The organism is Pirellulales bacterium (assembly GCA_036267355.1).
Classification (GTDB): Bacteria; Planctomycetota; Planctomycetia; order Pirellulales; family DATAWG01; genus DATAWG01.
On sequence record DATAWG010000120.1, the window covers coordinates 1 to 23,500 of the forward strand.

The 23,500-nt window shown below is 60.9% G+C and carries 21 protein-coding genes and 1 tRNA gene; 14 read left to right on the forward strand and 8 right to left on the reverse strand.

Features of this window, described 5'->3' with window-relative positions:
• Positions 1-794 precede the first annotated feature (794 nt).
• On the forward strand, positions 795-2,111 hold the full coding sequence (locus tag VHX65_18640; protein HEX4000574.1) for an acetylxylan esterase: 1,317 nt from the start codon (positions 795-797) through the stop codon (positions 2,109-2,111).
• Positions 2,112-2,226: 115 nt separating this feature from the next.
• Here the strand turns inward: VHX65_18640 and VHX65_18645 are convergent, their stop codons facing one another.
• The 5 genes from VHX65_18645 to VHX65_18665 form a co-directional block, all read right to left on the reverse strand.
• A complete protein-coding gene (locus tag VHX65_18645; GenBank protein ID HEX4000575.1) occupies positions 2,227-2,973 on the reverse strand; it encodes an SDR family oxidoreductase in 747 nt (248 codons plus the stop codon).
• Complete coding sequence (locus VHX65_18650; GenBank protein ID HEX4000576.1) at positions 2,970-3,662, reverse strand: tyrosine-protein phosphatase; 693 nt, start codon at positions 3,660-3,662, stop codon at positions 2,970-2,972. Before VHX65_18650 ends, VHX65_18645 begins: the two co-directional genes overlap by 4 nt.
• Before the next feature lie 687 nt (positions 3,663-4,349).
• A tRNA-Glu gene (locus VHX65_18655) sits at positions 4,350-4,422 on the reverse strand.
• A 294-nt stretch (positions 4,423-4,716) separates the two neighbouring features.
• A complete protein-coding gene (gene csrA / locus VHX65_18660) occupies positions 4,717-4,962 on the reverse strand; it encodes a carbon storage regulator CsrA (GenBank protein HEX4000577.1) in 246 nt (81 codons plus the stop codon).
• 333 nt (positions 4,963-5,295) lie between these two features.
• Positions 5,296-5,664 carry a hypothetical protein gene (locus tag VHX65_18665; protein ID HEX4000578.1) on the reverse strand — a complete coding sequence of 123 codons (369 nt, stop codon included), beginning with the start codon at positions 5,662-5,664 and terminating at the stop codon, positions 5,296-5,298.
• Positions 5,665-5,894: 230 nt separating this feature from the next.
• Between VHX65_18665 and VHX65_18670 the strand changes: the two genes are divergently transcribed.
• The 5 genes from VHX65_18670 to VHX65_18690 all read left to right on the forward strand — a co-directional run bounded on the left by VHX65_18670 (position 5,895) and on the right by VHX65_18690 (position 8,558).
• Positions 5,895-6,425, forward strand: coding sequence for a 4Fe-4S binding protein (locus VHX65_18670; GenBank protein HEX4000579.1), 531 nt, complete (start codon positions 5,895-5,897; stop codon positions 6,423-6,425).
• A gap of 186 nt (positions 6,426-6,611) precedes the next feature.
• Positions 6,612-7,067: a DUF2203 domain-containing protein gene (locus tag VHX65_18675; GenBank protein HEX4000580.1), complete on the forward strand. Its 456-nt coding sequence runs from the start codon at positions 6,612-6,614 to the stop codon at positions 7,065-7,067.
• Positions 7,068-7,133: 66 nt separating this feature from the next.
• Positions 7,134-7,595, forward strand: coding sequence for a hypothetical protein (locus VHX65_18680; GenBank protein HEX4000581.1), 462 nt, complete (start codon positions 7,134-7,136; stop codon positions 7,593-7,595).
• Positions 7,596-7,626: 31 nt separating this feature from the next.
• Positions 7,627-7,794, forward strand: coding sequence for a hypothetical protein (locus tag VHX65_18685; protein HEX4000582.1), 168 nt, complete (start codon positions 7,627-7,629; stop codon positions 7,792-7,794).
• 71 nt (positions 7,795-7,865) lie between these two features.
• Positions 7,866-8,558, forward strand: coding sequence for a YggS family pyridoxal phosphate-dependent enzyme (locus tag VHX65_18690; GenBank protein ID HEX4000583.1), 693 nt, complete (start codon positions 7,866-7,868; stop codon positions 8,556-8,558).
• A 164-nt stretch (positions 8,559-8,722) separates the two neighbouring features.
• Here the strand turns inward: VHX65_18690 and VHX65_18695 are convergent, their stop codons facing one another.
• On the reverse strand, positions 8,723-9,589 hold the full coding sequence (locus tag VHX65_18695; protein HEX4000584.1) for an MBL fold metallo-hydrolase: 867 nt from the start codon (positions 9,587-9,589) through the stop codon (positions 8,723-8,725).
• Positions 9,590-9,804: 215 nt separating this feature from the next.
• Here VHX65_18695 and VHX65_18700 point away from each other — a divergent pair, with 215 nt between their 5' ends.
• Complete coding sequence (locus tag VHX65_18700; protein ID HEX4000585.1) at positions 9,805-10,614, forward strand: NIPSNAP family protein; 810 nt, start codon at positions 9,805-9,807, stop codon at positions 10,612-10,614.
• 188 nt (positions 10,615-10,802) lie between these two features.
• On the opposite strand, the gene VHX65_18705 is transcribed toward VHX65_18700, so the two are convergent.
• Positions 10,803-11,552 (reverse strand): DUF1080 domain-containing protein, encoded by a 750-nt coding sequence (locus tag VHX65_18705; protein HEX4000586.1) that lies wholly within the window; start codon positions 11,550-11,552, stop codon positions 10,803-10,805.
• Positions 11,553-11,886: 334 nt separating this feature from the next.
• Here VHX65_18705 and VHX65_18710 point away from each other — a divergent pair, with 334 nt between their 5' ends.
• The 4 genes from VHX65_18710 to VHX65_18725 all read left to right on the forward strand — a co-directional run bounded on the left by VHX65_18710 (position 11,887) and on the right by VHX65_18725 (position 16,803).
• Positions 11,887-12,723: an aspartyl/asparaginyl beta-hydroxylase domain-containing protein gene (locus tag VHX65_18710; protein HEX4000587.1), complete on the forward strand. Its 837-nt coding sequence runs from the start codon at positions 11,887-11,889 to the stop codon at positions 12,721-12,723.
• Between the two features lie 482 nt (positions 12,724-13,205).
• The gene (locus VHX65_18715; GenBank protein HEX4000588.1) at positions 13,206-14,150 is read left to right on the forward strand and encodes a hypothetical protein; all 945 of its coding nucleotides are present in this window, start codon (positions 13,206-13,208) and stop codon (positions 14,148-14,150) included.
• A 670-nt stretch (positions 14,151-14,820) separates the two neighbouring features.
• Complete coding sequence (locus tag VHX65_18720; protein ID HEX4000589.1) at positions 14,821-15,900, forward strand: cellulose synthase operon protein YhjQ/BcsQ; 1,080 nt, start codon at positions 14,821-14,823, stop codon at positions 15,898-15,900.
• 87 nt (positions 15,901-15,987) lie between these two features.
• Positions 15,988-16,803 carry an AAA family ATPase gene (locus VHX65_18725; GenBank protein ID HEX4000590.1) on the forward strand — a complete coding sequence of 272 codons (816 nt, stop codon included), beginning with the start codon at positions 15,988-15,990 and terminating at the stop codon, positions 16,801-16,803.
• A gap of 142 nt (positions 16,804-16,945) precedes the next feature.
• Here the strand turns inward: VHX65_18725 and VHX65_18730 are convergent, their stop codons facing one another.
• Positions 16,946-17,437, reverse strand: coding sequence for a histidine phosphatase family protein (locus VHX65_18730; GenBank protein ID HEX4000591.1), 492 nt, complete (start codon positions 17,435-17,437; stop codon positions 16,946-16,948).
• A 278-nt stretch (positions 17,438-17,715) separates the two neighbouring features.
• Between VHX65_18730 and VHX65_18735 the strand changes: the two genes are divergently transcribed.
• The 3 genes from VHX65_18735 (at position 17,716) to VHX65_18745 (ending at position 23,359) form a co-directional block, all read left to right on the forward strand.
• Positions 17,716-18,873: a KpsF/GutQ family sugar-phosphate isomerase gene (locus tag VHX65_18735; protein HEX4000592.1), complete on the forward strand. Its 1,158-nt coding sequence runs from the start codon at positions 17,716-17,718 to the stop codon at positions 18,871-18,873.
• Entirely contained in the window at positions 18,870-19,400 is a 531-nt protein-coding gene (locus VHX65_18740; protein HEX4000593.1) for an HAD hydrolase family protein, read from the forward strand. The genes VHX65_18735 and VHX65_18740 overlap by 4 nt, the downstream gene beginning before the upstream one ends.
• Before the next feature lie 167 nt (positions 19,401-19,567).
• Positions 19,568-23,359 (forward strand): hypothetical protein, encoded by a 3,792-nt coding sequence (locus VHX65_18745; GenBank protein HEX4000594.1) that lies wholly within the window; start codon positions 19,568-19,570, stop codon positions 23,357-23,359.
• The last annotated feature ends 141 nt before the right edge of the window (positions 23,360-23,500 follow it).

Here is a 23,500-nt window from a genome sequence, read left to right on the forward strand (position 1 = left end):
CATGCGTTGGGGCGTCGACGGCGCCGACGCGGTGTGCCACCTTCGCGCCCTGTGGCTCAGCGAAGATAGCCAATGGGAATCCTTCTGGCGGGACCACCCAAACTAAGGGCCAAGTTTACCCACAAACCTGACGCTCACACAGCGGCCGCGGAAAGCCGGTCCCGATGCAACGGGGCCGGCTTTTTTTGTTGCGCGGTGGGTGGGACGGAAAGCGGTTGTCAGTGACAACCGCAAGGGCACCAAAACCCACCGAACCGCACCAAAACGCCGATCGTAGGAATGGAGGAAACGCCTTGTTTTCTCGGATGATTCGGTTTATCGGTACTTTCGAGAATGGACTGTTTTCGATTAAAAGTCCGTTGCTCTACCAACTGAGCTACAGCCTCGAAACGGGTTGTTCTATCCTGTCTTATTAACGACTCCAAGTGGGCAGCGGCAACCGGTTAACGCCCGGCCGCCTTTCCGCACCCGCAAAGGCTGGTAGCGATGACGCCCGCGACGACCCAAGTTACCAGAAAGATGACCACCCGCAAGCCGTCTAAGTCTCGCCCTGATTTTCCGCTCTATGCTAACGCCGCGACGCGGTGGGCCAAGAATATCCGCGGCCGGATTCACTGCTTCGGCCCGTGGGACATGATCTGGATCAGCGGCCCTGCTCGAAGCGATCCGGCAGATCGCCTCCGCTTGAGAATTCGATGCCCTTCCCTGCGCTTGCGGCGGCAAGGATAATAGCCGCTCAGTCGGCACACGCGGCGCTACGTCAATCCTCGGAATCGATCAAAGGGATCCTACCAATGTGCAATGCTGCCGTATCAACCAGCTCGCTCCTTCTTGCCTGCGGAGCCATTCTCTGCGGCGCGGCACTATCGTTTGCCGCCAGCGCCGCCCCGGCGGAATTTCCCGATGCCGATCAACTGCCGTCAGTCAAGCAATTGCCCGATCCACTCGTGATGTTCGATGGCACGCCTGTTACGTCGAAGCAGCAATGGCTGGCGGAGCGAAAGCCCGAATTGAAACGACTCTTTCAACATTACATGTATGGCAACTTGCCGCCGGCGCCGAAAATCACTGCGACCGTCGATCAGGCCGACCGCGAATTGCTTGGCGGCAAAGCGATCATGAAACAAGTGACAATCGCCTTCGGACCCCCCGGATGCCCGAAGCTGCATTTGCTCGTCGTTTCGCCAAGGACGGAGCGCGGCCATGGCGCGGCGCCGGCAGTTTTTCTCGGCTTGAATTTCACCGGAAACCATACGGTGCTCTCCGACCCGCGGATCGAACTGCCGACGGTGTGGATGCCCGACGGCCCGGGCGTCGAACATCACAAGGCCACGGCCGCCGGCCGCGGCACGGCAGCCGACAAATGGCAGGTCGAAAGCATTCTCGATCGCGGCTACGCACTGGCCACGTTCTACTACGGCGACATCGCGCCCGACAAACCGGGCCTCAATGAAGGCGTTTTTCCGTTCTTCCGCCCGGCAGGCCAAACCACTGCGGGGCCGAGCGATTGGGCTTCGGTCGCGGCTTGGGCCTGGGGCGCCCAGCGGGCCGTCGATTATCTTGTCGCCGATTCCGACGTCGATGGCAAGCGGATCGTCGTGTTCGGCCATTCGCGCTTGGGCAAGGCCGCGCTGTTGGCAGGGGCGTTCGACGATCGCATCGCGGCCGTGATTGCCCATCAAGCCGGCTGCGGCGGCTCGGCCCCCAGCCGCGGTCATAATCCAAAAAGCGAACCGGTGACGCGGATCAACACCGTGTTTCCACATTGGTTCGATGGCGTGTTCAAAACGTTCAACGGCCGGGAAGACCGATTGCCATTCGATCAGAATTGCCTCGTTGGACTGTGCGCGCCGCGGCCGGTGCTTTTCGGATGCGGCACGCTCGACGAATGGGCCGATCCACCGGGGCAACTGGAAGTTCTCAAGGGGGCGAACTCCGTCTACCGGCTGTTCGGCGTCGACGGAATTGCGGCCGACGCGACGGCCGAAAATGACAAGATCATCGGCAACCGGCTGTGCTATTTCATTCGCGAATCGCCGCACACCGTGAACAAAGAATATTGGGACGCGTTCATGAACTTTGCCGACCGAGCGCTGCCGCCGGCGAAGTGAAAGACGCCCGCGGGCCGCGGCCGCGCAGCGGTCGCCAGGAATCGACACACCAGCCCGAAGCGTCGGGCGAAGGACGGCCCTGCCAAAACGCCCCGGGTCCTTGCTATTCGCCCTCTTACGCCCGGCCGCCATTGATCGTAATCATCTGACCGGTGATGAACGTGGCGGCATGCGACACAAGAAACCTCGCGACCGCCGCGACGTCCTCCGGCGTGCCCCAACGTTTCAGCAGGGATTCACCGGCGGCCCGCTGTTGCCAGGCGTCGCTGGCTTGCTCGCCCCAGGCCGTCTTGATCCATCCGGGAGCAAGGCAATTCACCCGGACCGCCGGCGCGAGCGAACGGGCCAGGCTGCGCGAAAACGCCGCGATCGCGCCCTTCGTGGCCGCGAAAATTTCGCCGCTATCGCCGGCCATCCCGCATTCGACTTGGTCCCAACTCATATTGAGGATCACGCCGCCGGCTTGCATCCGAGCTCCGGCGGCCCGCGACAATCGAATCGTCGCCAGGACGTCGACCTGCCACAGCGTTTGCAGCTTTTGCTCGAAGCTCCATGAGGCGGCCGGCCCAGTGAGCGTGTCGGCCCCGGCGTTGTTGATCCAAATATCGATCTTCCGTCGCCAGTGAAAAGCCTGCTCGACCAATGCGTCTTGCTCGGCGGGTTCTGCTAAGTCCGTTGTAACGCTCTTTGTTTCGCGTCCGAGCCGATGGATTTCGGCTTCGACTGCGGCAAGGCCTTCACGGTTTTGCCTGGCATGGATCAGGCAATCGGCCCCGGCGGCGGCCAGTTGCAGCGCGATTGCCCGGCCGATTCCGCTCGACGCACCGGTGACGACGGCACTTTGGCCCGCGAGTTCGCTCACTTGATCCGTTCCACTTTCGGCGATTGCGCCGCGTCGATTTCCTTTTGAACTTTCGCCCGATCGAAGTTTTTTAGATAGGAAACAATTCCTGTGTAAATCGAGTGGAAGCCATATTTATGAAGTTCTGCGAGCGTGGCGTCGATCGATTGGTTCTGTTCCAGCATGCGATACGCGCCGATCATCATGCCCGTGCGATCCGATCCGTAAGCGCAATGGACAAACACGGGCTGATTTTTGGGATCGCGCACGACTTTGAGAAATTCGACGACTTCCGCTTCTTCCATTTTCCACGGATTGCACGGAATTTCGACATACTGCATACCCGTTCCCGCAAGCAGCGCACGATCGCTGTGCTCGGCCCGCAGATTGACGATCGTTTTCACGCCGCGCTGCTTGAGCGTGGCGAAACCTTTCGCCGACGGCTGCGCTCCGCGGCTAACTGAATCGGAAACTTGCTCGAAGTTCTTGAGCCCCGGGAGATTGTTCCGCGGCTCGGCGACCGCCGCCGCGGCTGGCCCTGCCGGTTTGGGCGCCACATCGGCAGTCTTCGCCGCGGCCGGTGCTGCCGCGGACGGTTCTTGTGCCGCGGCCGGCGACGCCGTGAAAATCGTCGAGAGCAACACCAAGCCAGTCGCAGCCACCAATGAAGCGATTTGCGCTCTGAGTTGGAACCAGCGGGGTTTCGGCATTTCGGACATTCCGGCATTCTAGCCGTGCGCGGCCGTCGTTGCATGGCGAACTTACGAACAGTCTGGGCTCGGGCGAAAAATAACTTCTCCACAGATCTCTCTCCCCTTGCAAGAGAGGGCAGGCTGAGGGTTTCGAAAAGCGGAAGTTGTTTTTCGGCCGCGCCTCGATTACACGCCGTGGATGCATGGCAATGGCCAGGGAACGTCCGACGGCACGATGCAATTGCCGGCCGCTGGGCTTCTTGGCGATAATCGTGCAATGCACGCAGCCGCATCGCGTAGCAAATCCGCACGAATTCGGCGACGGCTCGGCCGGCATTTGGCCGCGGTGCGATTCGATGACTTGGAATGGAATCAAATTACCAAGAATCACGTAGAGCGCATCCCATCACGGCATTCCGTTATTAGCTGGCCATCGTTATTGCTCGATGGGGCGGTCGCGCCGATGTGGTTAATCGCCACATGGATCGTCTGTGGATCGTCTTTAGCCGCACCCAGCGCCAATGCCAACGAGGGTGGCAATGGTCGCTTGCCACTCGGTTCGCTGCGATGCTGCTGACCGCCCTGACTTGTGGGGCGTTGAGAATGGATTCGTCGAACTTCCTTTGGCAGTTGCCACCGATCGATGCGAATGGCCCGTAGGCCATAGCGTGCGGCGCGGCACATTTGCTAAGCGCCGCGCAGAAATGACCCCGACGGGACTCGAACCCGTGTTACCGGCGTGAAAGGCCGGTGTCCTAGACCGCTAGACGACGGGGCCGATTTTTGGCGCGATCACGCCAGGCGCGGCCGATGTGCGACGGGCCGCTTCCATCCACGGCGCCGCGCAAACCAAGAACATACACGGCAAGCCGATTGTAGACTAGGGGTGCCGCACCAGTCAGAAAAACGATCCGGCACGATTGCCGGCGCCAATCACCGAGGACGGAGTGCGCCGCAACCAAGAAAGATAGAGGCTCACCCGAAAAAATGACTTCCATTTTCCAGCCCACTCACCCTGCCTCTCCCGTAAAGGGAGAGGAGGTTGTGGAGAAGTCATTTTTCCGCCACCCCTTTAGCCGAGACCATCCTTGTCGCTCGCCGGCTGGCCTTCTGCGGCTTGCGTTCCTTCCGCTCCCGCGGCTTCCTCGCTCGTGGAATTCCGACGAATCGCGTCGTACACCTCTCGGCGATGGACGGGCACCTCTTTGGGCGCGTCGACGCCGAGCCGCACCTTATCTCCGCGAATCTCCACCACGACGATCGTAATGTCGTTGTTGATGACAATACTCTCGTTCTTTTTCCGCGACAAAACGAGCATTCGTGTATCCCTTCTTTCGCCCTTGCCCAACGCGCGTCAACCGAGGCCGCCTTTTCACCGCCAAAACGTTCGGCGGATTCTCCCGGGCCGAGCCTTCTGTTCGGGCGACTGTGGCTTGAACAGGTGCCCTTTCTAAGGTTGCGCGCAGGCTTTTTCCTTCAATTCACTCTACGTGCAAGCAGGGTAGAGTCAAGCAAATGTCGGCCCGTTATTGAATAATTCTCCCCTCATTAGTTGCTTTTGGCATGAGATTAGTCACTACTAACTTCCGTTTTGTCGCAAAAACGCCGTTTATGGCCGGACGTTGATGATGTTGGCATGTTTTGTAAAACATTACAGGAACAGTGATTGCGACTCGTTGTGGAGCTCCGCAAGGCCGCCGCAATCGAAAATCTTCCCATGGTTTGGTGCGTCGCTTGGCAGGAAGTCGGTCCCGGGCAAAAAACAGCGGATTTTGAGCCGCACATGGGTCAATAAATGCTGGAAAGCCGATGAAATGGGAATCCCAGCCGCCCCTTGATGAACAAAATCATCTGCGTACGAATTCACCATACAGCAACTGAATTCACGAGCGCTTTCTCTCTTGTTTACGGCGCCCGCGGGCACGGTGAATCGCTTGTCAAAGAAAATCGAGCCATCTCGCGTGTGCCACCGGCCAGCTTTGCGGGCCAGTGTGAGCGCGGCGACCGGATCATTTCGCAAAGGTTCGCGGCCATCGGGTTCGGTGTTGGCGGGTCGGCCTTGCTTGTGACTCTTTGAACCAAACCGTATTCCGCGCGGTTCGACAAGCATTCGATTGCCATGGGCGCCCGAGCCGACATTACGATCAGACGCCGCACGACGTTTGCGACGCTACGCTTGCGGACACCGGCGCTCCGCCTATAATTCGGTTTGATGGGGAGTTCTTCCGGTCGCTTTTCGGAGTGGAGCGAATGGGACGCTGGTTCCGCGATATTTGGGATGCCGTTTCGACCGTTGTCTGCGGCATGTGGGTGACGATGCGCTATTGGCTCAAAACGTATGAGCCGAATCGCCGCACGTTCACCGAGCATTTCGAATATCCCGAGTTGCCGGTTCCGGTTGCGGCCCGCTACCGCGGATTCCATCGCTTCGACCTGACCACGTGCATCGCATGCGACCAGTGTGCGAAGGCCTGCCCGGTCGATTGCATCTACATCGGCAAGGAACGCGTGACGGCCGGTAAGGGGTTCCGGATCACAGGCTTTACGATCGATTATTCGAAGTGCATGTTTTGTGCTTTGTGCGTCGAGCCGTGCCCGGTCGATTGCATTTTCATGGGCGCGACGCACGACCTAAGCTGTTATAGCCGAGACGGCTGCCTCGTCGATTTTGCACGTCTGCCTGTCGAAGTCGCCTGGGGGCGATCGACCTTGAATCCCACGGCCGTGGCCGATTCGAAAGTGATTGCCGAGGTGGTGCATGGTGGACCGAATCAGGGATAGGCTGTGAGGCTTGAGACTGTGAGGCTTTGAGGTACGAAGGCAACGCGCTCGGGGTCTGGTACATTTTTCGTCCCAAGTTTGAGGAAAATGGCTACCCAGCGCCAGGCCGAAGAACGAGACCCCTTCGAACCGCTTGACGACCGTGAACCGCCGAAAACGCATCGGCCGGAAAGACATCGACATCCTATGAGCGACGATCGCGCCGAACCGCGTAAGCTGTTTACCGTAGCGCAAGTCAACGCCATGCTGCCACTAGTGCGAGCGATCGTTGCAGATTTGATCGCCCTGACGCGGGAGGTGATCGAGCGCCGCGAGCGATTGGCGCATCTTTTTCACGACCGCGACGTCGACGATCCCGACGCGGCGCCGGATGATCCCTATCGCGCGGAGCTTGTGCAGGTCGAGCAGCAGATGCAGCGCGACGGGCTGCGGTTGCGGGAACTGGTCGACGAGCTGCGCCAGTTGGGGGCCGAACCGAAAGACGGGCTGACGGGCCTGGTCGATTTCCCGACCATGATGGAGGGTCGCACGGTGTGCCTGTGCTGGAAGCTCGACGAACCGGAAGTGCTTTTTTGGCACGAATGGGACGCCGGTTTCGCCGGCCGCCAACCGCTGCTTCAGGCGCAGAAGATCAGCGTTTAAGCTGAGCCCGGGGGAAGCGCCGGTCTCTGGTTGCAAAAACGGTGTCGCATGGATTCGTGCGTTCGCATGGCTTTGCAGCTTGCGATTGCCGTTGCCGCAATCGCTGCCGCATCATTCCTGAACGCGGCGGATCATGCGAGCCATGACAGGAATCCGCCCGACGCACCGGTCGCCGGCGAAGTTCCGCGACTGCCGGATTGGATGCAGACGCGTTTCACGCGGCATCTGGCCAATTCGGCCTTCGCGAGGATGCGACAGTCGTATCTTGCTCGCGACGACGAGATCGCAGCCGCAGACGGCCAGTGGCTGATGTTGTTGGACCCTGAAAAGGCCGAGGAATTACCCCAGGCCGAAGCGATCATCGCCGAATTGAATCGTCGGAAGAGCAACGGCACGTTCGGCAAGAAGCCGGCGAAAAAAATTCCCGCAGGGTTCGATTCGTGGCCGATGGCGCAACGAATCTCTTTCTTGATCGAATCGCTCGACGAGATTAGCGACCGCGATCATCGGATCGCTCTCGGCCGCTAGCTCGATTCCAAGCGCTGCCCGCGGCCGGCCGTTGAAGTCCGACGGGAAAGCTGCCAAGTTGCAAAAGGTGTTGATTATTCAGGCTGAAATCGGTCCGGACAGCAAAACCGTTTATGGCATCGTCGGGTGCCATTTCATGCGGGCGGCCAATGCGGACGAATTAACCGACATTCGGCCGATCGAAGCGGCACGGCATTGAGCCGGCAACCCGGTGCCGATCTGTTCCCCCAAGAGCTACGGCACGGGGAGCATGCCTGCTACATTGGCAGCATGTCGCAACTTTCTGACAATCTGGCTCGCATCCGTGATTCGATCGCCGCGGCGGCCGAACGCAGCGGACGAACTCCGGATTCCATCACGCTGGTCGGCGTGACTAAATCAGTGGGAGCAGAAACTGCGCGGGAACTGGTTGAAGCGGGCTGTTTAGATCTCGGCGAGGGGCGGCCCCAAGAGTTGTGGAGCAAGCAAGCGGCACTCGCCGATCTGCCGGTTCGCTGGCATTTGATCGGCCATCTGCAGCGCAACAAAGTCGAGCGCACGCTGCCGCTGGTATCGCTGATCCACTCGGTCGATAGCCTGCGGCTATTGCGAGCGATCGATGCCGCTGCGGAAGCGATCGAGCGAGCCGTGCCTGTGTTGCTCGAGGTAAACGTTTCAGGCGATGCAGCCAAGCATGGCTTTTCAATCGAGGTGACGCCCGAGCGGTTCGACGAAGCGCAGTTGTGCAAGCGCGTGGAAATCCGCGGCTTGATGGCAATGGCCGGCCTCGACGACGACGTGACTCGCGCAGGCCGCGATTTCAGGTGTTTGCACGAATTGCGCGAGCAATTGCGCGCAAGGCCCGGCGGCTCGGTTCTCGACGAACTTTCCATGGGCATGAGCGGCGACTTTGAAGCAGCCATCGAAGAAGGCGCAACGATCGTTCGCATTGGCACAGCGCTCTTTGAAGGGATCACGAAGTGAATCGCTCCTACGCGGCTTTATGGTGGCGCGTGCCGCTGGCAAGCGCAGTCTGCCAGTGGAAAGATCAACACGGTAACCAACGGCCTCAAACCGTTGCGAATTGATCCGCTCGTGGCGCTCACACTGGCCGACTTCGCTGGCCAGTGGCACACGCGCTAGACGCGCTAGATCGCTTCGCTGGCAAGCGCGCCGTTGCAGCAATGGAATGCCGGGCTGGGGTTGTGCTGCAAAGCGGTATGAATCGGGATTGCCAAGCCGAGTTCGTCCAACACGGCTTGGGCCGCTGCCGCCGCAAGCCGCGGATGATTGCACTGGCGGCTCAGATGTAGCTGCACGATCTGCCGCGGCCGGCGATCGGAATTGTTCACCAGCGTTTGCCTCAACAAATCCGCAGCCTGCACGTTCGACAAATGCCCCTCATCGCCAAGCACGCGGGCGATCAGCATCGGATGCCGCCCGCTGGTGCGTTGCATCGCCACGTCGTGATTGAACTCGATCGCCAACAGATCGACGCCGGAAAGTGCTTCGGCAAGTCGCTCGTCCCAACAACCCAAATCGGCGGCATAGCCGAGCGACCAGCCCGGGCCGAAGAGGTCGGCATGGGCGGTGACGCGGAACCCGAATGTCGCCCCGCTATCGTGCCGCACCGGCAGTGGCAGGCACGAGATCGCGCCGGCAAACAGCAATTCCTCTCCGTCGCGGTAGCTCCGCAGCAGCCGCGCACCGACCAGGGCTGGAAACAGTCCCGGCGGGCAGTTTTCTTCGAGCACCGTGCGATGCTCGTCGTGGCAATAGAGCGGGATCCGCTTCGCCAGAAGGACACCCAGCGTGCGCGTGTTCCAATGGTCGCCGTGGATGTGGGTCAGCAGCACGGCATGAATATTTTGCCACGATCGACCCGACGTAATCAGCCGGCTGGCCAACTGCCGCGGCCCGAGGCCGATGTCGACGAGCAGTCCGAATCCATCGATCTCCAGCAGGCTTGCATTGCCCGAACTGCCGCTGGCCAACACCGTAAAACGCGGAAACATCCGTAGTCCCTGATTGCTCCGATTTCGGACATCCGTGCCCCGAGCACCGATCGCTCGAACACCGCCGCACGCGCCGCTGGAGATTATCGTGTCGCAACACGCCGCCGCCGTCAACCCCCGGGACCCGGGTGCCGCTGCTATTCATCGGTAAGCGGCGAAGATAGACTTGGCGAGTCAGGTTCCCGATTCCCGCCCGATCCTCGAAAGGCGCCGCAATGAATATCTGCCAGATCACTTGTTGCCAATTTTTGTCTGCGTTGTTGATCGGCGTCGCCGCGGCGAACGCGCTAGCGGACGACGTCATAGACGCTCCGACGAGTGAAAGTGCTGCCAAGGACACGCGCTGCTACGAGCTGCGTGTTTACCATGCGGGCGAAGGAAAGCTCGACGCGCTCAACACTCGTTTTCGCGACCATACCTGCAAGTTGTTCGAAAAGCACGGCATCACGAACATCGGCTATTGGATGCCGCTCGATAAATCAGAGCAAAAGCTGTATTACATCGTTGCCTATCCGAGCCGGGCAGCGCGCGAAGCGAGCTGGAAGGCGTTTTTCGCCGATCCGGAATGGAAGGCCGTTTTTGCCGAATCAGAGAAGAACGGCAAATTGGTCAGGCAGGTCGATTCGACTTTCATGCACGCAACCGATTTTTCGCCCGCGATCATGCCCGGCAAAGCCAGCGAACCGCGCCTGTTCGAATTGCGAACCTACACGACCACGCCCGGAAACCTGCCGAATTTGTTCGCTCGCTTTCGCGACCACACGATGGCGATCTTCGCGAAGCATGGCATGACGAACTTCGCCTATTGGGCGCTCGACGCCGATCAAAAAGGCGCCGGCGACACATTGGTTTACATGCTCGCCCACCCGTCGAAAGAAGCCCGCGATGCAAGCTTCGAGGCGTTCCGCAAAGACCCGGATTGGGTCGCCGCGAAAGCCGCATCGGAAAAGAACGGCTCGCTGACAGTGCCCGACGGTGTGAAATCAGTGCTCTTGAAGCCGGCCGATTATTCGCCGACGAAGTGAGTTAACGGCTTACACGAAAAAATCGCAGCGCTAGCAAGGGTGGTTTGCCGATGGGCTTATTCCCTTGCTAGCGCTGCGTGCTCGATGACGGCGTGCTCAGGAACGCAGCGGGCCACGATCCGCGTATTTCGTGGTTCTTCTGCTTCGTATCCGTGCTTATCCGTGTCATCCGTGGTTCGGCCGCGTTGTTATTTTCCGCTCAGGTCTTTGATTTCGATGTCTTTGAACTGGATGTCCATCACGAAGCCGGCGTGGAGTTGCAACGCGATGACACCGCTGGAGAGTGCCTTCGGGCTTTCGTCGATCAGTTCGGTCATGAGATGGCCGTTGATCGTGTAGGTGACGTGGTTTCCCTTGGCCACTAGGATGACGTCGTTCCAATCGCCGCGCTTGATCAGTTTTTGCAGTTCATCGCCCGATTCCGAGAGGGGCGAATTGTGGCGATGATTTTCGGCGTCCCAGACGGTTTTTTGGCCGCGGTTGCTCATAGTGCCGCGGCCGCCAGCCACGCCCGCTTCGTCGTAGATCGAGCCGTCGTAGCCGGTGCCGGCATCGCAATCGGCCTGATAACCGCCGACGCGGCTCGTCTTGGGATCGATCACTTTGGAGCGGAATTGCAGGCCCGAGTTGCCCCCCGGCGTGGCGAACTTGTATTTGTAGTGAAGTTCGAAATCGGAGAACTTGTCTTTGTAGATCAAGAACGTTTGCGGGGCGGCATGTTGCTTGTCTTCGGCGCCGCTGATCGCGCCATCCTTGACCGACCAAAACCCTTTCAAACCGCTCCAACCGGTGAGGTCTTTTCCGTTGAACAGCGACGTGAAGCCCTCGTTGGCCTTCGGCGCCTCGGCTACGGCAGATCGGCTCGCGGCAAATTGCGAACCGGCGGCCAGCAGCGTGGCAAAGGCAACGAGAGCGGAAAACTTTGCAGTTGATTTCATGGCGGGAACTCCTGGGGGCGGGATGACGGGCGGGAAGGCGTATCAACAACCGCTGCCGAACGCGTCGGCCACGGTCGATTGATTGTGGTCAGCCAACGTGCCGCTTGCAAGCAGTCGGGCAAATAAACCGCCTAATCCACAGCCTTTCCCGTCGCACACGGGGCGTCGAAGTTCGGTTAAATCTTTCCGATGTTGCCGTGCGATATATGTAGGGAATCTCATCTGAACAAGGATGGTCGGTCCGCCGGGCTTGCATGCTGAGCGAGGCCGCCGCGAATCGTATCCGTCTCACGCAAACAGCGTGCATCGCCGCGACACACGAAAGAGGTGTTTCATGGCTACCGGTACACTGCACATGCCGGCCCGCCCATTGACTTGGCGCTATGCCAAAAAGGCCGCCAAGCGGATCATCCCGTTGTCGCTGGGCCTGTATTTCATCCCGAAAATCGTCGGCATTTATCTTTGCTTTGGGCTGGTCGACGTGCTGCGCAATCGGCCGTTTCGCATTTCGACGCTCGATCGCTATTTCTTCGGCAACGGCATTTTCACCTGGCTGCTGTCGCCGGTCAATCTGATGTTCGATCTGCTGTCGCTGCCATATATCAACAACGGCATTTACCAGTTGACCGATTTACCGGCCGCCTACCGCAGCGAAATCCAAACGATCATCGACGTGGCCCATCGCCGCGATATCGTCGGCCAGTTGGAAAAGAAGATGGAAGGCAAGCCGCGCGGCATGATGTTTTTCAAATGGTATGGCAAGAATCTCGACACGTCGATCGACATGCCGGAATACCACGAGCCATTTCGCTACGTGCGCACGATCGGCGTCTCGGTGTTCAGCAAGAAGCAATCGACCGGAAAGCATTATGGTCCGCTAAGGCTGACGCTGCGCGTACTCTACAACGTCAACACGATCGACGATCGCAACGTGTTCATCCAGGTGGGCGATCGAATTCACTATTGGCGCGACGAGAAGCTGTTTATCTTCGACGATACGCTGCAACATCAATCGTGCAACGAATCGGACAAGGTGCGCTACTGCATGTTCGTCGATATTCTCCGCCCGAGCCTATTCCCGCGGCTGACGAGCGCATTGCTAGTCTGCATCCGCGTGGTCATTTCGCGATTCAAAGCGCTGTTTTATAAGCATTGGACGTTTCTGAAATAACCGTTCGGTGGCACACGGATCTTACTGACCGGAGCGGCGCAACCCGACCCACTCCGGGCGGCACAATGGATTCATTGCCGGCGGATCCAGACGATCCGATCCCTGGCACGTACTTGATCGGGCCAATCTCTTCCGGTTCGTCGCCCACTCGTCGATCGCAGTTCATCTCCGCGGCTGCGCGGCAATTTCGGAAATGCCCAGCGAATCGGCAGGGTTCTGCTCGAATTCAACGCCGGCGGCACCCAATTCCAACTCGGCCGGCTTGTGAACGATCGCGGACTCGGCGGCAGTCCTCGACGGGCTGTCTTGCGCTACGCAAGGCATGGAAATCGCCCGGCCAAAGTTCTTTCCTTGTTTGCGCCGGACGCCCAGACTCTCGTGCGGCGCGCCAAAGTCGACGTAATCGGAATAAAGCTCAAGGTCGACTTTCTGCTTGTCGATAACCACAACGCCACGAAAAGGCGGCCACAAGGCAAACACATATGACAAGCACGTCCATGACGATCAACCCGCGACGCCGAAGCAGCAGCGGAGCCACACCTGTGCCGACCATCGCCGCCGCGGAGACTGCGCCGCCAATCGATTCGCCCCCGCGTGTGATGATCCGCTTGCCCGCTATCGCCGATGCTGCGCAAGTGGTAATTGCGCGGCAAGCATCCGGAGCATTCGCGGCGAAATCAGTCACCGCGCCGCCAGCATTTGCGAAACCATCAGCCGCGAAGCCCACGGAAGCCAGCGACTCAGCTGCGGTAGACGGTCCGGCTGCGGTCGTTCCGTGGTATGGACGGCTCTACACCCCGCGTATCCAAAAATATTTGCCCTATTCGATGGTCTTGGTAGTGATGATTGTCGGCGTGTTTATGATTATTCGCAATCACTCGCACAAATCGAAACCGGTCGCCATCGATCCGGGCATGTCGCCTTGGATCAACGACGCCGCATCCCCAAATCGACAGGTGGGCGGCCTTTCGCCGACCGGCCCGGCATGGCCTGGACCGAAGGGATTGCCGCCGGGCGCTTCGCCCACCGGACCGGTCAATTCACCCTCCGCCTATCAAACACCGTCCCCGGCTTCGAATCCAACAGCCGGAGCCACGGCGCCGCCGGCGGCTGGCCCCGTGCTACCGGACAACTACCAATCCAACGCCATGCCGGTTCCTCGTGGACCGGTTCCGGCTGCGATCCCGAATGGCGCACAGGGCGCCGCTGCTTCGCAAGGCGATTCCGTCCCGCCGATGCCGGCTCGCAGCCCGGCATGGGGCAATCCGCCGGCAAGCGATCCTGGAGTCGTGCAAGGTGGCTCGAATGGCTCGGAGTATCGCACTGCCGCCGCGAGCGATCCCAGCACCATTCCGCCCGGACGCAGCCCTGCCAATTCCGGCGACCCTGGTGTCGCTCAGTTTCAGGGCAACATCGCTCGACCCTAAGCGGCCGCTAGCGAACCGCGCGGAGCAAACGGTAGCCCCTGACTCACCGCAAAATCAATAAGGCCCGATCCGGACGACTGTCGCAAACCAACGGCATTAGCAACCAATTCTCCCCTCGGCCCATCGAGCGATTATGAGCGCAATCGACCACGCCTTCATCCGTGCCTACACGCTCGATACGGCCGTCGCATCCGCAGCGAAGGAAAACGAGCTTCGCGAGGAACCGATGCCCGCATCAAGGTCGGCATCGAAGTTAGCCGCGAGAGATCGACTTTCCGCAGCGACGGCCGTCCGCGCTGCGGAGCGCAGCTCGGACGCATCGCAGCGCATCCTCACAATTTCGAGCGCCCCGCGGGGCCCATCGCGGCGAAGCCCGGCGACAACCGGTCCTGTTGCGACGGTGCAAAGCGCCTCCCTACGTTTTTCGAATGCTTCGTCGCCGCAGCTCAGGGCCGCACCTCCGGCTGGCATGCACATGGATGCCGCCACGCAAGAAGAAGCGCCAACCGCGATGCACGTTTTTTCTCCATCCCATTCTTCTGCCGCACCGGCCGTTCCCGCTCCGCACTTTCGATTGGCCTCGTTCGTCCATAGCACATCGACACTCGAACCGTCGTCAATTCGCGAAGCGCACATCTCGCCGGCCTTGCCGTCTCCAGCAGCGCCGGCCATGGCGACGATCGCGTGGGGCACCGAATCGCTCGCCGAAGAACCCGCCGTCTCTGGGCCGAATCCGCCTGCATTCGCTTTGGCGGAAGCGAAATGTTCCGAACCGCCGGCGGGCGCGCCGCTATCCTTTCGCTCGACATTTTCGATTTCGCCGGCAATTCAATTGTCCGAACCACAGCCGGCAACCGTGCTGGCGGCCGCTGCCCCGGTTGCTGCCGCAACGATTCCGTCTGAGAATTTGCAAAGAATGACTGAGCCGGCTCCAACCTTTCCGGCGAAGAATCCGCCGAGCGCCGCTATTGCGGCTTTCGAACATCCCGATATGCGATCGGCGGCAACGGCCTTCGCCGATGTCGATCCGCCGATTGCCCCCGATGCTCCTCGCGCGGCCTTCGAAGTCGACCGATTTGTCTGGCCCGAATTGTGCGAAGCGCTTTTGGAAAAACGCGCCGGCGAATTCGATCAGTTGGTCGGTCAGTTGGTTACCGAATCGGCGCTTGGCCGCAAAGTGATTGCCATCACCGGTTCGCGGCGCGGCGACGGGCGCACGACGCTCACGCTCTTGCTTGCTCGGCGGCTCGCGGCCACGGCGATGAAGGTCGTCGTCGTCGATGCCGATTTCGAGGTGCCGCAACTAGCGGCTCGATTGGGAATGACGCTCGAAAGCGGTTGGGAACGCATTCTGGCCGACGGCCTGCCGGTTTGGGACGCTCTCGTCGAGTCGATGGACGACCGCCTGACGCTATTGCCTCTTGCACCACGGCCGGCATCGGTCGCAGCGCAGCCGCCTGTTGGTGAATTCGTCGCCAACCATGCTGCTGCGATCCGTGAGCACATCGGCTTGCTCCGAAAGCATTTTGATGTCGTGCTGGTCGATGCGGGAGCGATTAAGGCGATTCGCGCCGATGCGAGGCCACGAGGACCGTTGGCAATAGCGAATGCCCTGGACGCGGCGATCATGGTTTCAGACGCCCGGATCATGGCCCCAGGCCGCGTCGGCGAACTCCAGCGTCGATTGGCGGAATCGCGAATCGTGCCGCTCGGAGTCGCCGAAAACTTTTGCCCGGCCAACTCAAACTGACACGATCAAATTGACACTGTTCCGGTTGAATCGCGTCAGCCCGTTCTCCGACGATCGCCGCTTCAACCAATCCCATAGCGAATCACCATGTACGAATCCTACTGGCAACTCGATCGACGGCCATTTGAAAACACCGACGACCCGCGATTCTATTATCCCGGCGAGAGCCATCAGGGAACGCTCCTGAAGCTGCGCTACGTGGTGGAGAATCAGCGCGGCGGAGCAGTGCTGGCCGGCGCCGCCGGCACCGGCAAAACGCTCGTCGCTCGAGTCTTAGCCCGGCAATTGGCCGACACATGCCGGCCAATTGTGCACATCGTATTTCCGCAGATGACGGCCGTCGAACTGCTTGCCTATCTGGCCGATGAATTGGCCGTTCCGGATGCGGGTTCGCGGAACGTCGATCAAACGATTCGCCGCATCCAGACATTCTTGGCCGAGAATTCGGCCCGCGGTAAACACGCCGTCGTGATCATGGATGAAGCGCATCTCTTGGAAGACACGCAAACGCTCGAAGCATTGCGAATGCTATTGAATTTCGAGCCCGATTCTCGCCCAGGGCTTACGCTCCTTTTGGTCGGCCAGCCGAAGCTACTGCCGATTCTCGATCGCATGCCCGGCTTCGAAGAGCGCTTGGCGCTCAAGTGTCTTTTGCGGCCGTTCACGCTTGACGAAACAATAAGCTACGTATCGCACCGCTTGCAAACGGCTGGCGCCAAACGGCAAATTTTCGAGCCGGCGGCGCTCGAATCGCTGTATTCGCTGACGCACGGCCTGGCCCGGCGGATCAATCGCTTGTGCGATCTGGCCCTTTTGATCGGGTTCGCTGAAGAACGCCAAATCGTCACCGCCGAGCAACTCGACGCGGTCGCACAAGAACTGGTAGCGGTCATGCCCGAATAGGAAACTTCTTCGGCGACCAAGCTCAGGGGAAGGCCCGCCGAGTTCCACCTGTTTCCATCGACGCTCCTAGCCTTCCGCGGGATCCCGACCCAGCCGCCAATAGCGTTGCGCCTGGTGTGCTCCCTGGCAACCTGTTCTAACGTCAAACGCCCAGCATGCCCGCATTTGCCAGCCAAGCAAGTTCGCCCGCATTGCGTTCGAGGGGGCCTTCGAAGCGAATCGCAGCGATGGCCCCCTTCGCAAAACGGATCGAGGCCGATCCGTCGCCGATAAGCGCCGCCGCCAGATCGGTCACCGCCGGCGCGTGACATACCCAAGCGATTTGCTCGTCGTCTTTGCGCCGCCCGGCCCACGCCAGCACTTCGCCCAAATCGGAATCCGGCCGCAGCGCGACCAACTCGGTTATTTCCGGTGTTTTGGCCAGATGCTCCGCCAGGATGTCGGCGGTCTGCCGGCAGCGCACCAGCGGACTGGTGGCGATCCAGGTCGGCCGAATCTTTGCGCCCGACAATCGGTCGAGCATTTTGGCGAATCGCTTCTTGCCGTCGGCGGTCAAAGGGCGCAAATCGTCGTTGGGATAGCGTTTTTCATCGTGTTCCCCGGCCCACGCATGACGAACAATGTAGAGAATCATCGGCGCTGCTCCCTGAAGCGAAGGATTGAACGAGCAACTCGGCTGACCGCTTGTGAGGGAATCGGGACTGACTCCGAGCCAAGTCGAAAAAACCCGAGAAAAACGATTTCCGCGAGACTGCCCGACCCCATTCTTTCACATCCTCCCGAGTGGTTTGGCTTGCAGCTTATACCATCCGTTGCAGGCAATGCTAGCGTCGGCCGCCCGCGTTGTCGAAAATCGGCTGGAACACTACAATTCCGCGGTTGAATTCTCCGCCGTCAAGGATGACGCCTGCGATGAGCATGGAAGCCGCTACCGGACCGTTGAACGCCGCCGACCAACTGCGCTACGCGCGGCAAATCATCCAGATCGAGGCCGAGGCGCTCGACGGGCTCGGCCGCCGGCTCGATACCGAATTTTGCCGGGCGGCAAACGAATTGTATCAATGCCCGGGAAGCGCAATCGTCACCGGCATCGGCAAGGCGGGGCTCATCGGCCAAAAGATTGCCGCGACGCTCGCTTCGACCGGCACTCGCAGCCATTTTTTGCATGCCGGCGAAGCGGTCCATGGCGACCTGGGACGCATTCATCGAACCGATCTGATGCTCATTCTCTCCCATAGCGGCGAAACGCAAGAAGTCGTGCGATTGCTCCCGGCTCTGGCAGCGCTTGGGGTGCCGATCATTGCCGTCACGGGGCATCGCAGCAGTACGCTGGCCCGAGCCGCGCACATTACGCTTGATTTGGGACCCCTGAAAGAGGCTTGTTCGCTCGGGCTGGCTCCCAGCACGAGCACCACCGCGATGCTGGCCATCGGCGATGCGCTGGCGCTGGTGGTGAGCCGGATGCGGTCGTTTGGCCGCGAAGATTTCGCTCGCTTCCATCCCGGGGGTAGCTTGGGCCGGCAATTGGCGAAGGTCGAAGAGCAAATGCGGCCGCTGGCCGACTGCCGAGTAGCCCATTGCTCGCAGAGCGTGCGGCAAGTGCTAGTCGAGCGTCGCCGGCCGACTCGCCGCACCGGTGCCGTGATGATTGTCGATCCCGATGGTATCTTGCGCGGCATTTTCACGGACAGCGATTTGGCCCGTTTGTTCGAGAGCCACCGCGATGAAGCCCTCGACGGCCCGATCCGCCAGGTGATGACCAAGCGGCCCACCACAGTGCCCGCCGGATCGATGGTTGCCGATGCAGTGGAAATCATGGCCGAACGAAAGATCAGCGAGCTTCCCGTCGTCGACGGCGCCGGCAAACCGGTCGGACTGATCGACATCACCGACATCGTGGCACTTTATCCCGAGGGGGATCTCGCCGGCATCCGCGCAGGAGAACGGTCGCCTGAGGCCCGTGCTGGCCAGCCGCCGCGGCCGAAAAATCCGGCGTTCGTTCGCCGTACGCTAAAAACGGAATCCCCCCGGTCGATCGCCGAGCCGTTTGGTCCGGGAGGCGAGCCATGACGCTGCAACAACGGGCCGCCCCGATCGAATTGATGCTTTCCGACGTCGACGGAGTGCTGACCGACGGCAGCGTCGTGTTCGACAACCAGGGAATCGAACTCAAGAAATTTCACATCACCGATGGTTTGGGAATCCAGATTTGGCGCAAGGCCGGCTATCGGTTCGGAATGATCACCGGCCGTTCGTCGCACATCGTGCGGCTACGGGCGGCGGAATTGGGGGTTGAATTAGTTCGCCAAGGCGTGGAAGACAAACTGACGGTCGTGCAGCAAGTTGTCGCCGAGCTTGGGCTCAAGCTGCAACAGGTTTGCTTTATCGGGGACGATTTGCCCGATTTGGCGGTCGTGCAGCAAGTGGGCCTGGGCATCGCGGTCGCCGATGGCTGCGAGGAACTACGGCGAGCGGCACATTACGTCACTCGCCGCGCCGGCGGTCGCGGCGCGGTTCGCGAAGCGATCGAAATGATTTTGAAGGCCCAAGGGCGCTGGGACGACTTCGTCCAAAAGTATCAAGGCCGGCCCGAGTAGCGGCATTGCCAATGTAGCAGGCACATTCCGTGTGCCGTCCGCCCTGCTCTGTGCGTCGCGCGCCACGAAGCGCAGACGGCCCACGGAGTGTGCCTGCTATGTTGGTCGCCCGACGCAGCGTTCGGTCAACAAGCGACACCATCCCGCACTGCACTCCGTGTAAACCCATGTTCCAGCGAATCCGACGTTCGGCAATCGGCTTCGCTGTGGTAATGGCGGCGTTTACCGTCTATCGCGTAGCGGCAGTGCCGTTTCTCGAGCCCTCCGTTCCCCCCCGAGCGCAATCGGGCGAGTATTTTGCCGGCGGCGCGCAGTCGGCCGGCGACCCGGTCCTGACACGGCTTTTTCCGCCGAATTCCTGGCTGCTGCAAGATCCAATCAAACTCGAAAACGATCATTCGCAATTGTTGATGCGCGAATATCGCAATCTGCCCGACGGCCGGGTGGAAATGAATCCTTGCGCGATCTTATTTTTTCCCGGCGACGCAGACATGTCCGACGCCCAGCAATCGCAGGGGCGCATCATCGTGCTCGAAGCTCCCGAGGGGGCGACGGCCCAATTCGATCAGCCCCTTGATCTGCAATCGGGCAAGGTGGGCCATTTGCTCGGAGCTCATTTTCACGGCCCCGTGACAATCCGTGGAACGCCGAGCCGTCCCGGCGCTACCGACGATATCGCAATCGTCACCCGCGACGTACAGATGGACACCGATCGCATTTGGACTCACGAGCCAGTCGATTTTCGCTTCGGTCAAAACACCGGCCACGGTCGCGACCTGCAAATTCTTTTGCTTCCCTCGACCCATGCCGGCGATCACGGTCCGAGCATCGGCGGCATTCAAACGATCGAGCTGCTTCGCGACGTGCAGATGCGGCTCGTCTCCGGCGGCGGCAGCATGATGCCGATGGACGCTCGCCATCCGACGACGAAACCGCCTGCCGCTCCTGCATCCGCCAACGGCGCGAAAACGGCTGCCGATCGGCCGCCAAGCATGCAATCTCTGCCGATTCGGCGGAGCGATTTGCCGACTCCCGTTCCCGACATGGCGGGCATCGAGCATCAGCAGCCGGCCGCTGCACGGTCGGCGAGGGTGCCTGCCGGCCCCGCCAAAACGATGGCAGAGCAGAATCCGCCGGTCGATATTCGTTGCAAGGGAAAATTCCGCTTCGACATGGTGAAATATCTGGCCACGTTCGACGATCAAGTCGACGTCACGCGAACGCCGCACGACGGCCCCAGCGACCAGATGACTTGCGAGCAATTGATCGTTCATTTCGCGGCCCGCGATCCGGTCGCGAAGCCAAGCGGCGTCGCACCGGTGCAAAAGGCCGGCGATGCCGCGGCCAACCCGGCGAGCACGCCGTCATCGGCGGCCCACACGCCGTCTCCGGCGGGCGCGGGTCCATCACAGGATCAATCCGGTTCGACGAACCAAAAGATTCCCAATCTTCAGCCAGAGCGGATCGAAGCTCGCGGAAATCCCGTGATCGTGCGCGCGCCCTCGAACGGTTCCTATGCCAGTGGCGAGCACCTCGACTACGACATCCCGACCGGGCAAGTCACGCTCGACGGCGGCGACCAAGTGACGATGCAGCAGCAGACGAACGAAATCCACGCCCGCAGCGTTGTCTATCAACCGGGCGAACCGGGCCGACTTGGGCGGTTGTTGGCGATCGGCCCCGGCTGGCTCCGCGGCGTGCCACCGCAATCGAGCGACAAGCCTCAATCGCCGAAGCAGTTCGGCGGCGTTGCGGGCCAAAGAAATCCCGTCCCGCCCGGCGTGCCGCAACAGCCGCCTCAACTTTTTGAGGCCCATTGGTCACGGCAGTTGAAGCTGCGGCCGTATGAGCAAAACCACGTTATTTCACTGCTGGGAGACGCGCGGGCCGGTTTCACGGGGCAAGGCGAACTCTCGGCCGACGAAATTCATCTCTGGCTGTTGGAGCCGCCCCCGGCCGACAAGGCGCATCCGGCCCCTGCTGCTTCGGCTGGAAAATCGCAGATTCAGCCCGATCGGATGTTAGCGATCGGACAAGTACAGATTAATTCGACGCAACTGATCGGAAGCTGCAGCAGGTTGGAGGCTTGGTTTCAACAAGCGACACCCCCGCAAGCCGCCCCGCCAAACATTCCGAATTCGGCGATCGGAGGCGCGGCGCCATCGCAGAAGTTCCCTTCGCGGCCGATCGGAAATGTGTCGAATGGAACCGCTGATAATCGCGATGCCGTACCGAATGGCAATCTCGCGGCGGGTGGTGGGGCGGGGCCGATTTATCCCGCGAACACGTTTGCCCCTGCCGATCGATCGCCGCGAGCCGCTCCGGCGCAAAACGGATTCATGCCGATGTTTGCCGGCCCGGCCCGCGGCGCGCAAGTCCGGCCTTCGAAATATGAAGTCGATGGGCAGCGAATCCGCGTGCAGATGTTGATGCGCGGCGATTCAACGACAGTCGAAGACCTCGCGGTCGATGGACAGGTTCACCTGGTCGAAGTGCTAACGCCCATGCCCGGCGACGAGCCGCTCCGCATCAGCGGCGACGCGTTGCAAGTCGTCCGGGCAAGCGACCCCGACACCGACGTCACGATCAGCGGCCGGCCGGCGCAAGCGGCGTCGCGCGGGATGGAGATGGAGGGCGATGTAATTCGGCTCGACAAGGGGGCAAACCGGCTCTGGATCGATGGCCCCGGCCGCATGAAACTTCCCGCCAATCAATTGATGAACGGCGATGGCGGCGGCCTCGCTGGACTCCAACCAACGGCGCCGCGAACCAGCCCGCCGGCGACGCAGACCGGCGTTTCCAGGATCCCAGGACCCCAGCCGCCAGCGCAACCGCTCTTCATCGACTGGCAAGGCCGCATGGCTTTCGATGGATTGTTGGCCCGATTCGAGCGCTCCGTCGTCTGCCAAACCGACACGCGCAATTTGCGCACCGAGCTGCTCGATGTCACGATGCGCGAACGCGTGAACTTCGCGCAGCCGCAATCGGGCCAGCGCACTGACGTCGGCCGAATTTTCTGCCACGGCGACGTACTCATCGAAAGCCGCGGCTTCGACGTGCAACACGCGCTCACGAATGTCGAACGCCTGCGGGCACACGATCTGACGGTCGATCAAGTGACGGGCGCAATCGATGGCCAGGGACCGGGTTGGCTGACCAGCACGCGCCGCGGCGCCCAGGATTTGGCCCCCGGATCGACGCCCAGCCGCCTGCCGGCGGGGCGCCCGAATCAACCCATGGTCGAGCCGATCATCCGGCCGACATCGCAATCCGGCGTGCTACCCGCCGTCGCCATTGCACCGCAGCAGTCGGGCAACCGGCCCGGCCAACCCGGACAGCAGCGCGGCGCGCCCGACCCCAATGGCCTGACCTATTTGAACGTTCAATTTCAAGGCCCGATCACCGGCAACCTCAACAACCATGAGATCGCGTTCCACGACCAAGTGCGCACGATTTATGGCCCGGTCCCCGATTGGGCCGATCAGTTGAATTTCGACAAAGTTCAAGACCTCGGTCCGAAAGACGAATTGCTGAATTGCGATCAGATGACGCTCCGGCAAGGCGCCATCGTGCAGCAACCAGGCCAGCCCGAACGCCGTCCGATGGAAATGGAATCGGTCGGCAACGTGTCGGTCGAAGGGGCCACATTCCGGGCGCTGGCGAACCGGATGACGTATGCCGAGGCGAAAGATTTGCTCGTGCTCGAGGGAGACGGCCGCAACGACGCGGAGCTATACCGGCAGGATCGCGTGGGATCGCCGCCCACACGGATCGCGGCCCGCAGGATCCTGTATTGGCGAACGGCGAATCAAGTGTCGGTCAACGATGCCCGCTACTTCGATCTCGACCAAAGCACTTCGGCAACCGCTCCACCCAGCATGACGGGCGCCAAATCGGCGCCTCCCCAATCCCAGTCCGGCAGCAAAAAGCCGACCCCGCCCGTCAACGGCACGCCATAGACGGCTTGCGTTCGGTTCCCAGCTGAGGCGCTACGGCTGGCTGGCAGCGGTGCGATGCCCCCGAAAGGGCTCGGCCGAAAAATAACTTCCGCTTTGAGCCCCTCACGCTGCCCTCTCCGCGAGGCCGCCAGGGGAGAGGGG

Bases quoted from the DNA above. Each gene is read 5' to 3' on its own strand.
- VHX65_18640 (HEX4000574.1), top strand. From the start codon at position 795: ATGTGCAATGCTGCCGTATCAACCAGCTCGCTCCTTCTTGCCTGCGGA.
- VHX65_18650 (HEX4000576.1), bottom strand. From the start codon at position 3,662: ATGCCGAAACCCCGCTGGTTCCAACTCAGAGCGCAAATCGCTTCATTG.
- csrA (HEX4000577.1), bottom strand. From the start codon at position 4,962: ATGCTCGTTTTGTCGCGGAAAAAGAACGAGAGTATTGTCATCAACAAC.
- VHX65_18670 (HEX4000579.1), top strand. From the start codon at position 5,895: ATGGGACGCTGGTTCCGCGATATTTGGGATGCCGTTTCGACCGTTGTC.
- VHX65_18675 (HEX4000580.1), top strand. From the start codon at position 6,612: ATGAGCGACGATCGCGCCGAACCGCGTAAGCTGTTTACCGTAGCGCAA.
- VHX65_18680 (HEX4000581.1), top strand. From the start codon at position 7,134: ATGGCTTTGCAGCTTGCGATTGCCGTTGCCGCAATCGCTGCCGCATCA.
- VHX65_18690 (HEX4000583.1), top strand. From the start codon at position 7,866: ATGTCGCAACTTTCTGACAATCTGGCTCGCATCCGTGATTCGATCGCC.
- VHX65_18695 (HEX4000584.1), bottom strand. From the start codon at position 9,589: ATGTTTCCGCGTTTTACGGTGTTGGCCAGCGGCAGTTCGGGCAATGCA.
- VHX65_18700 (HEX4000585.1), top strand. From the start codon at position 9,805: ATGAATATCTGCCAGATCACTTGTTGCCAATTTTTGTCTGCGTTGTTG.
- VHX65_18705 (HEX4000586.1), bottom strand. From the start codon at position 11,552: ATGAAATCAACTGCAAAGTTTTCCGCTCTCGTTGCCTTTGCCACGCTG.
- VHX65_18710 (HEX4000587.1), top strand. From the start codon at position 11,887: ATGGCTACCGGTACACTGCACATGCCGGCCCGCCCATTGACTTGGCGC.
- VHX65_18715 (HEX4000588.1), top strand. From the start codon at position 13,206: ATGACAAGCACGTCCATGACGATCAACCCGCGACGCCGAAGCAGCAGC.
- VHX65_18720 (HEX4000589.1), top strand. From the start codon at position 14,821: ATGGCGACGATCGCGTGGGGCACCGAATCGCTCGCCGAAGAACCCGCC.
- VHX65_18725 (HEX4000590.1), top strand. From the start codon at position 15,988: ATGTACGAATCCTACTGGCAACTCGATCGACGGCCATTTGAAAACACC.
- VHX65_18730 (HEX4000591.1), bottom strand. From the start codon at position 17,437: ATGATTCTCTACATTGTTCGTCATGCGTGGGCCGGGGAACACGATGAA.
- VHX65_18735 (HEX4000592.1), top strand. From the start codon at position 17,716: ATGAGCATGGAAGCCGCTACCGGACCGTTGAACGCCGCCGACCAACTG.
- VHX65_18740 (HEX4000593.1), top strand. From the start codon at position 18,870: ATGACGCTGCAACAACGGGCCGCCCCGATCGAATTGATGCTTTCCGAC.
- VHX65_18745 (HEX4000594.1), top strand. From the start codon at position 19,568: ATGTTCCAGCGAATCCGACGTTCGGCAATCGGCTTCGCTGTGGTAATG.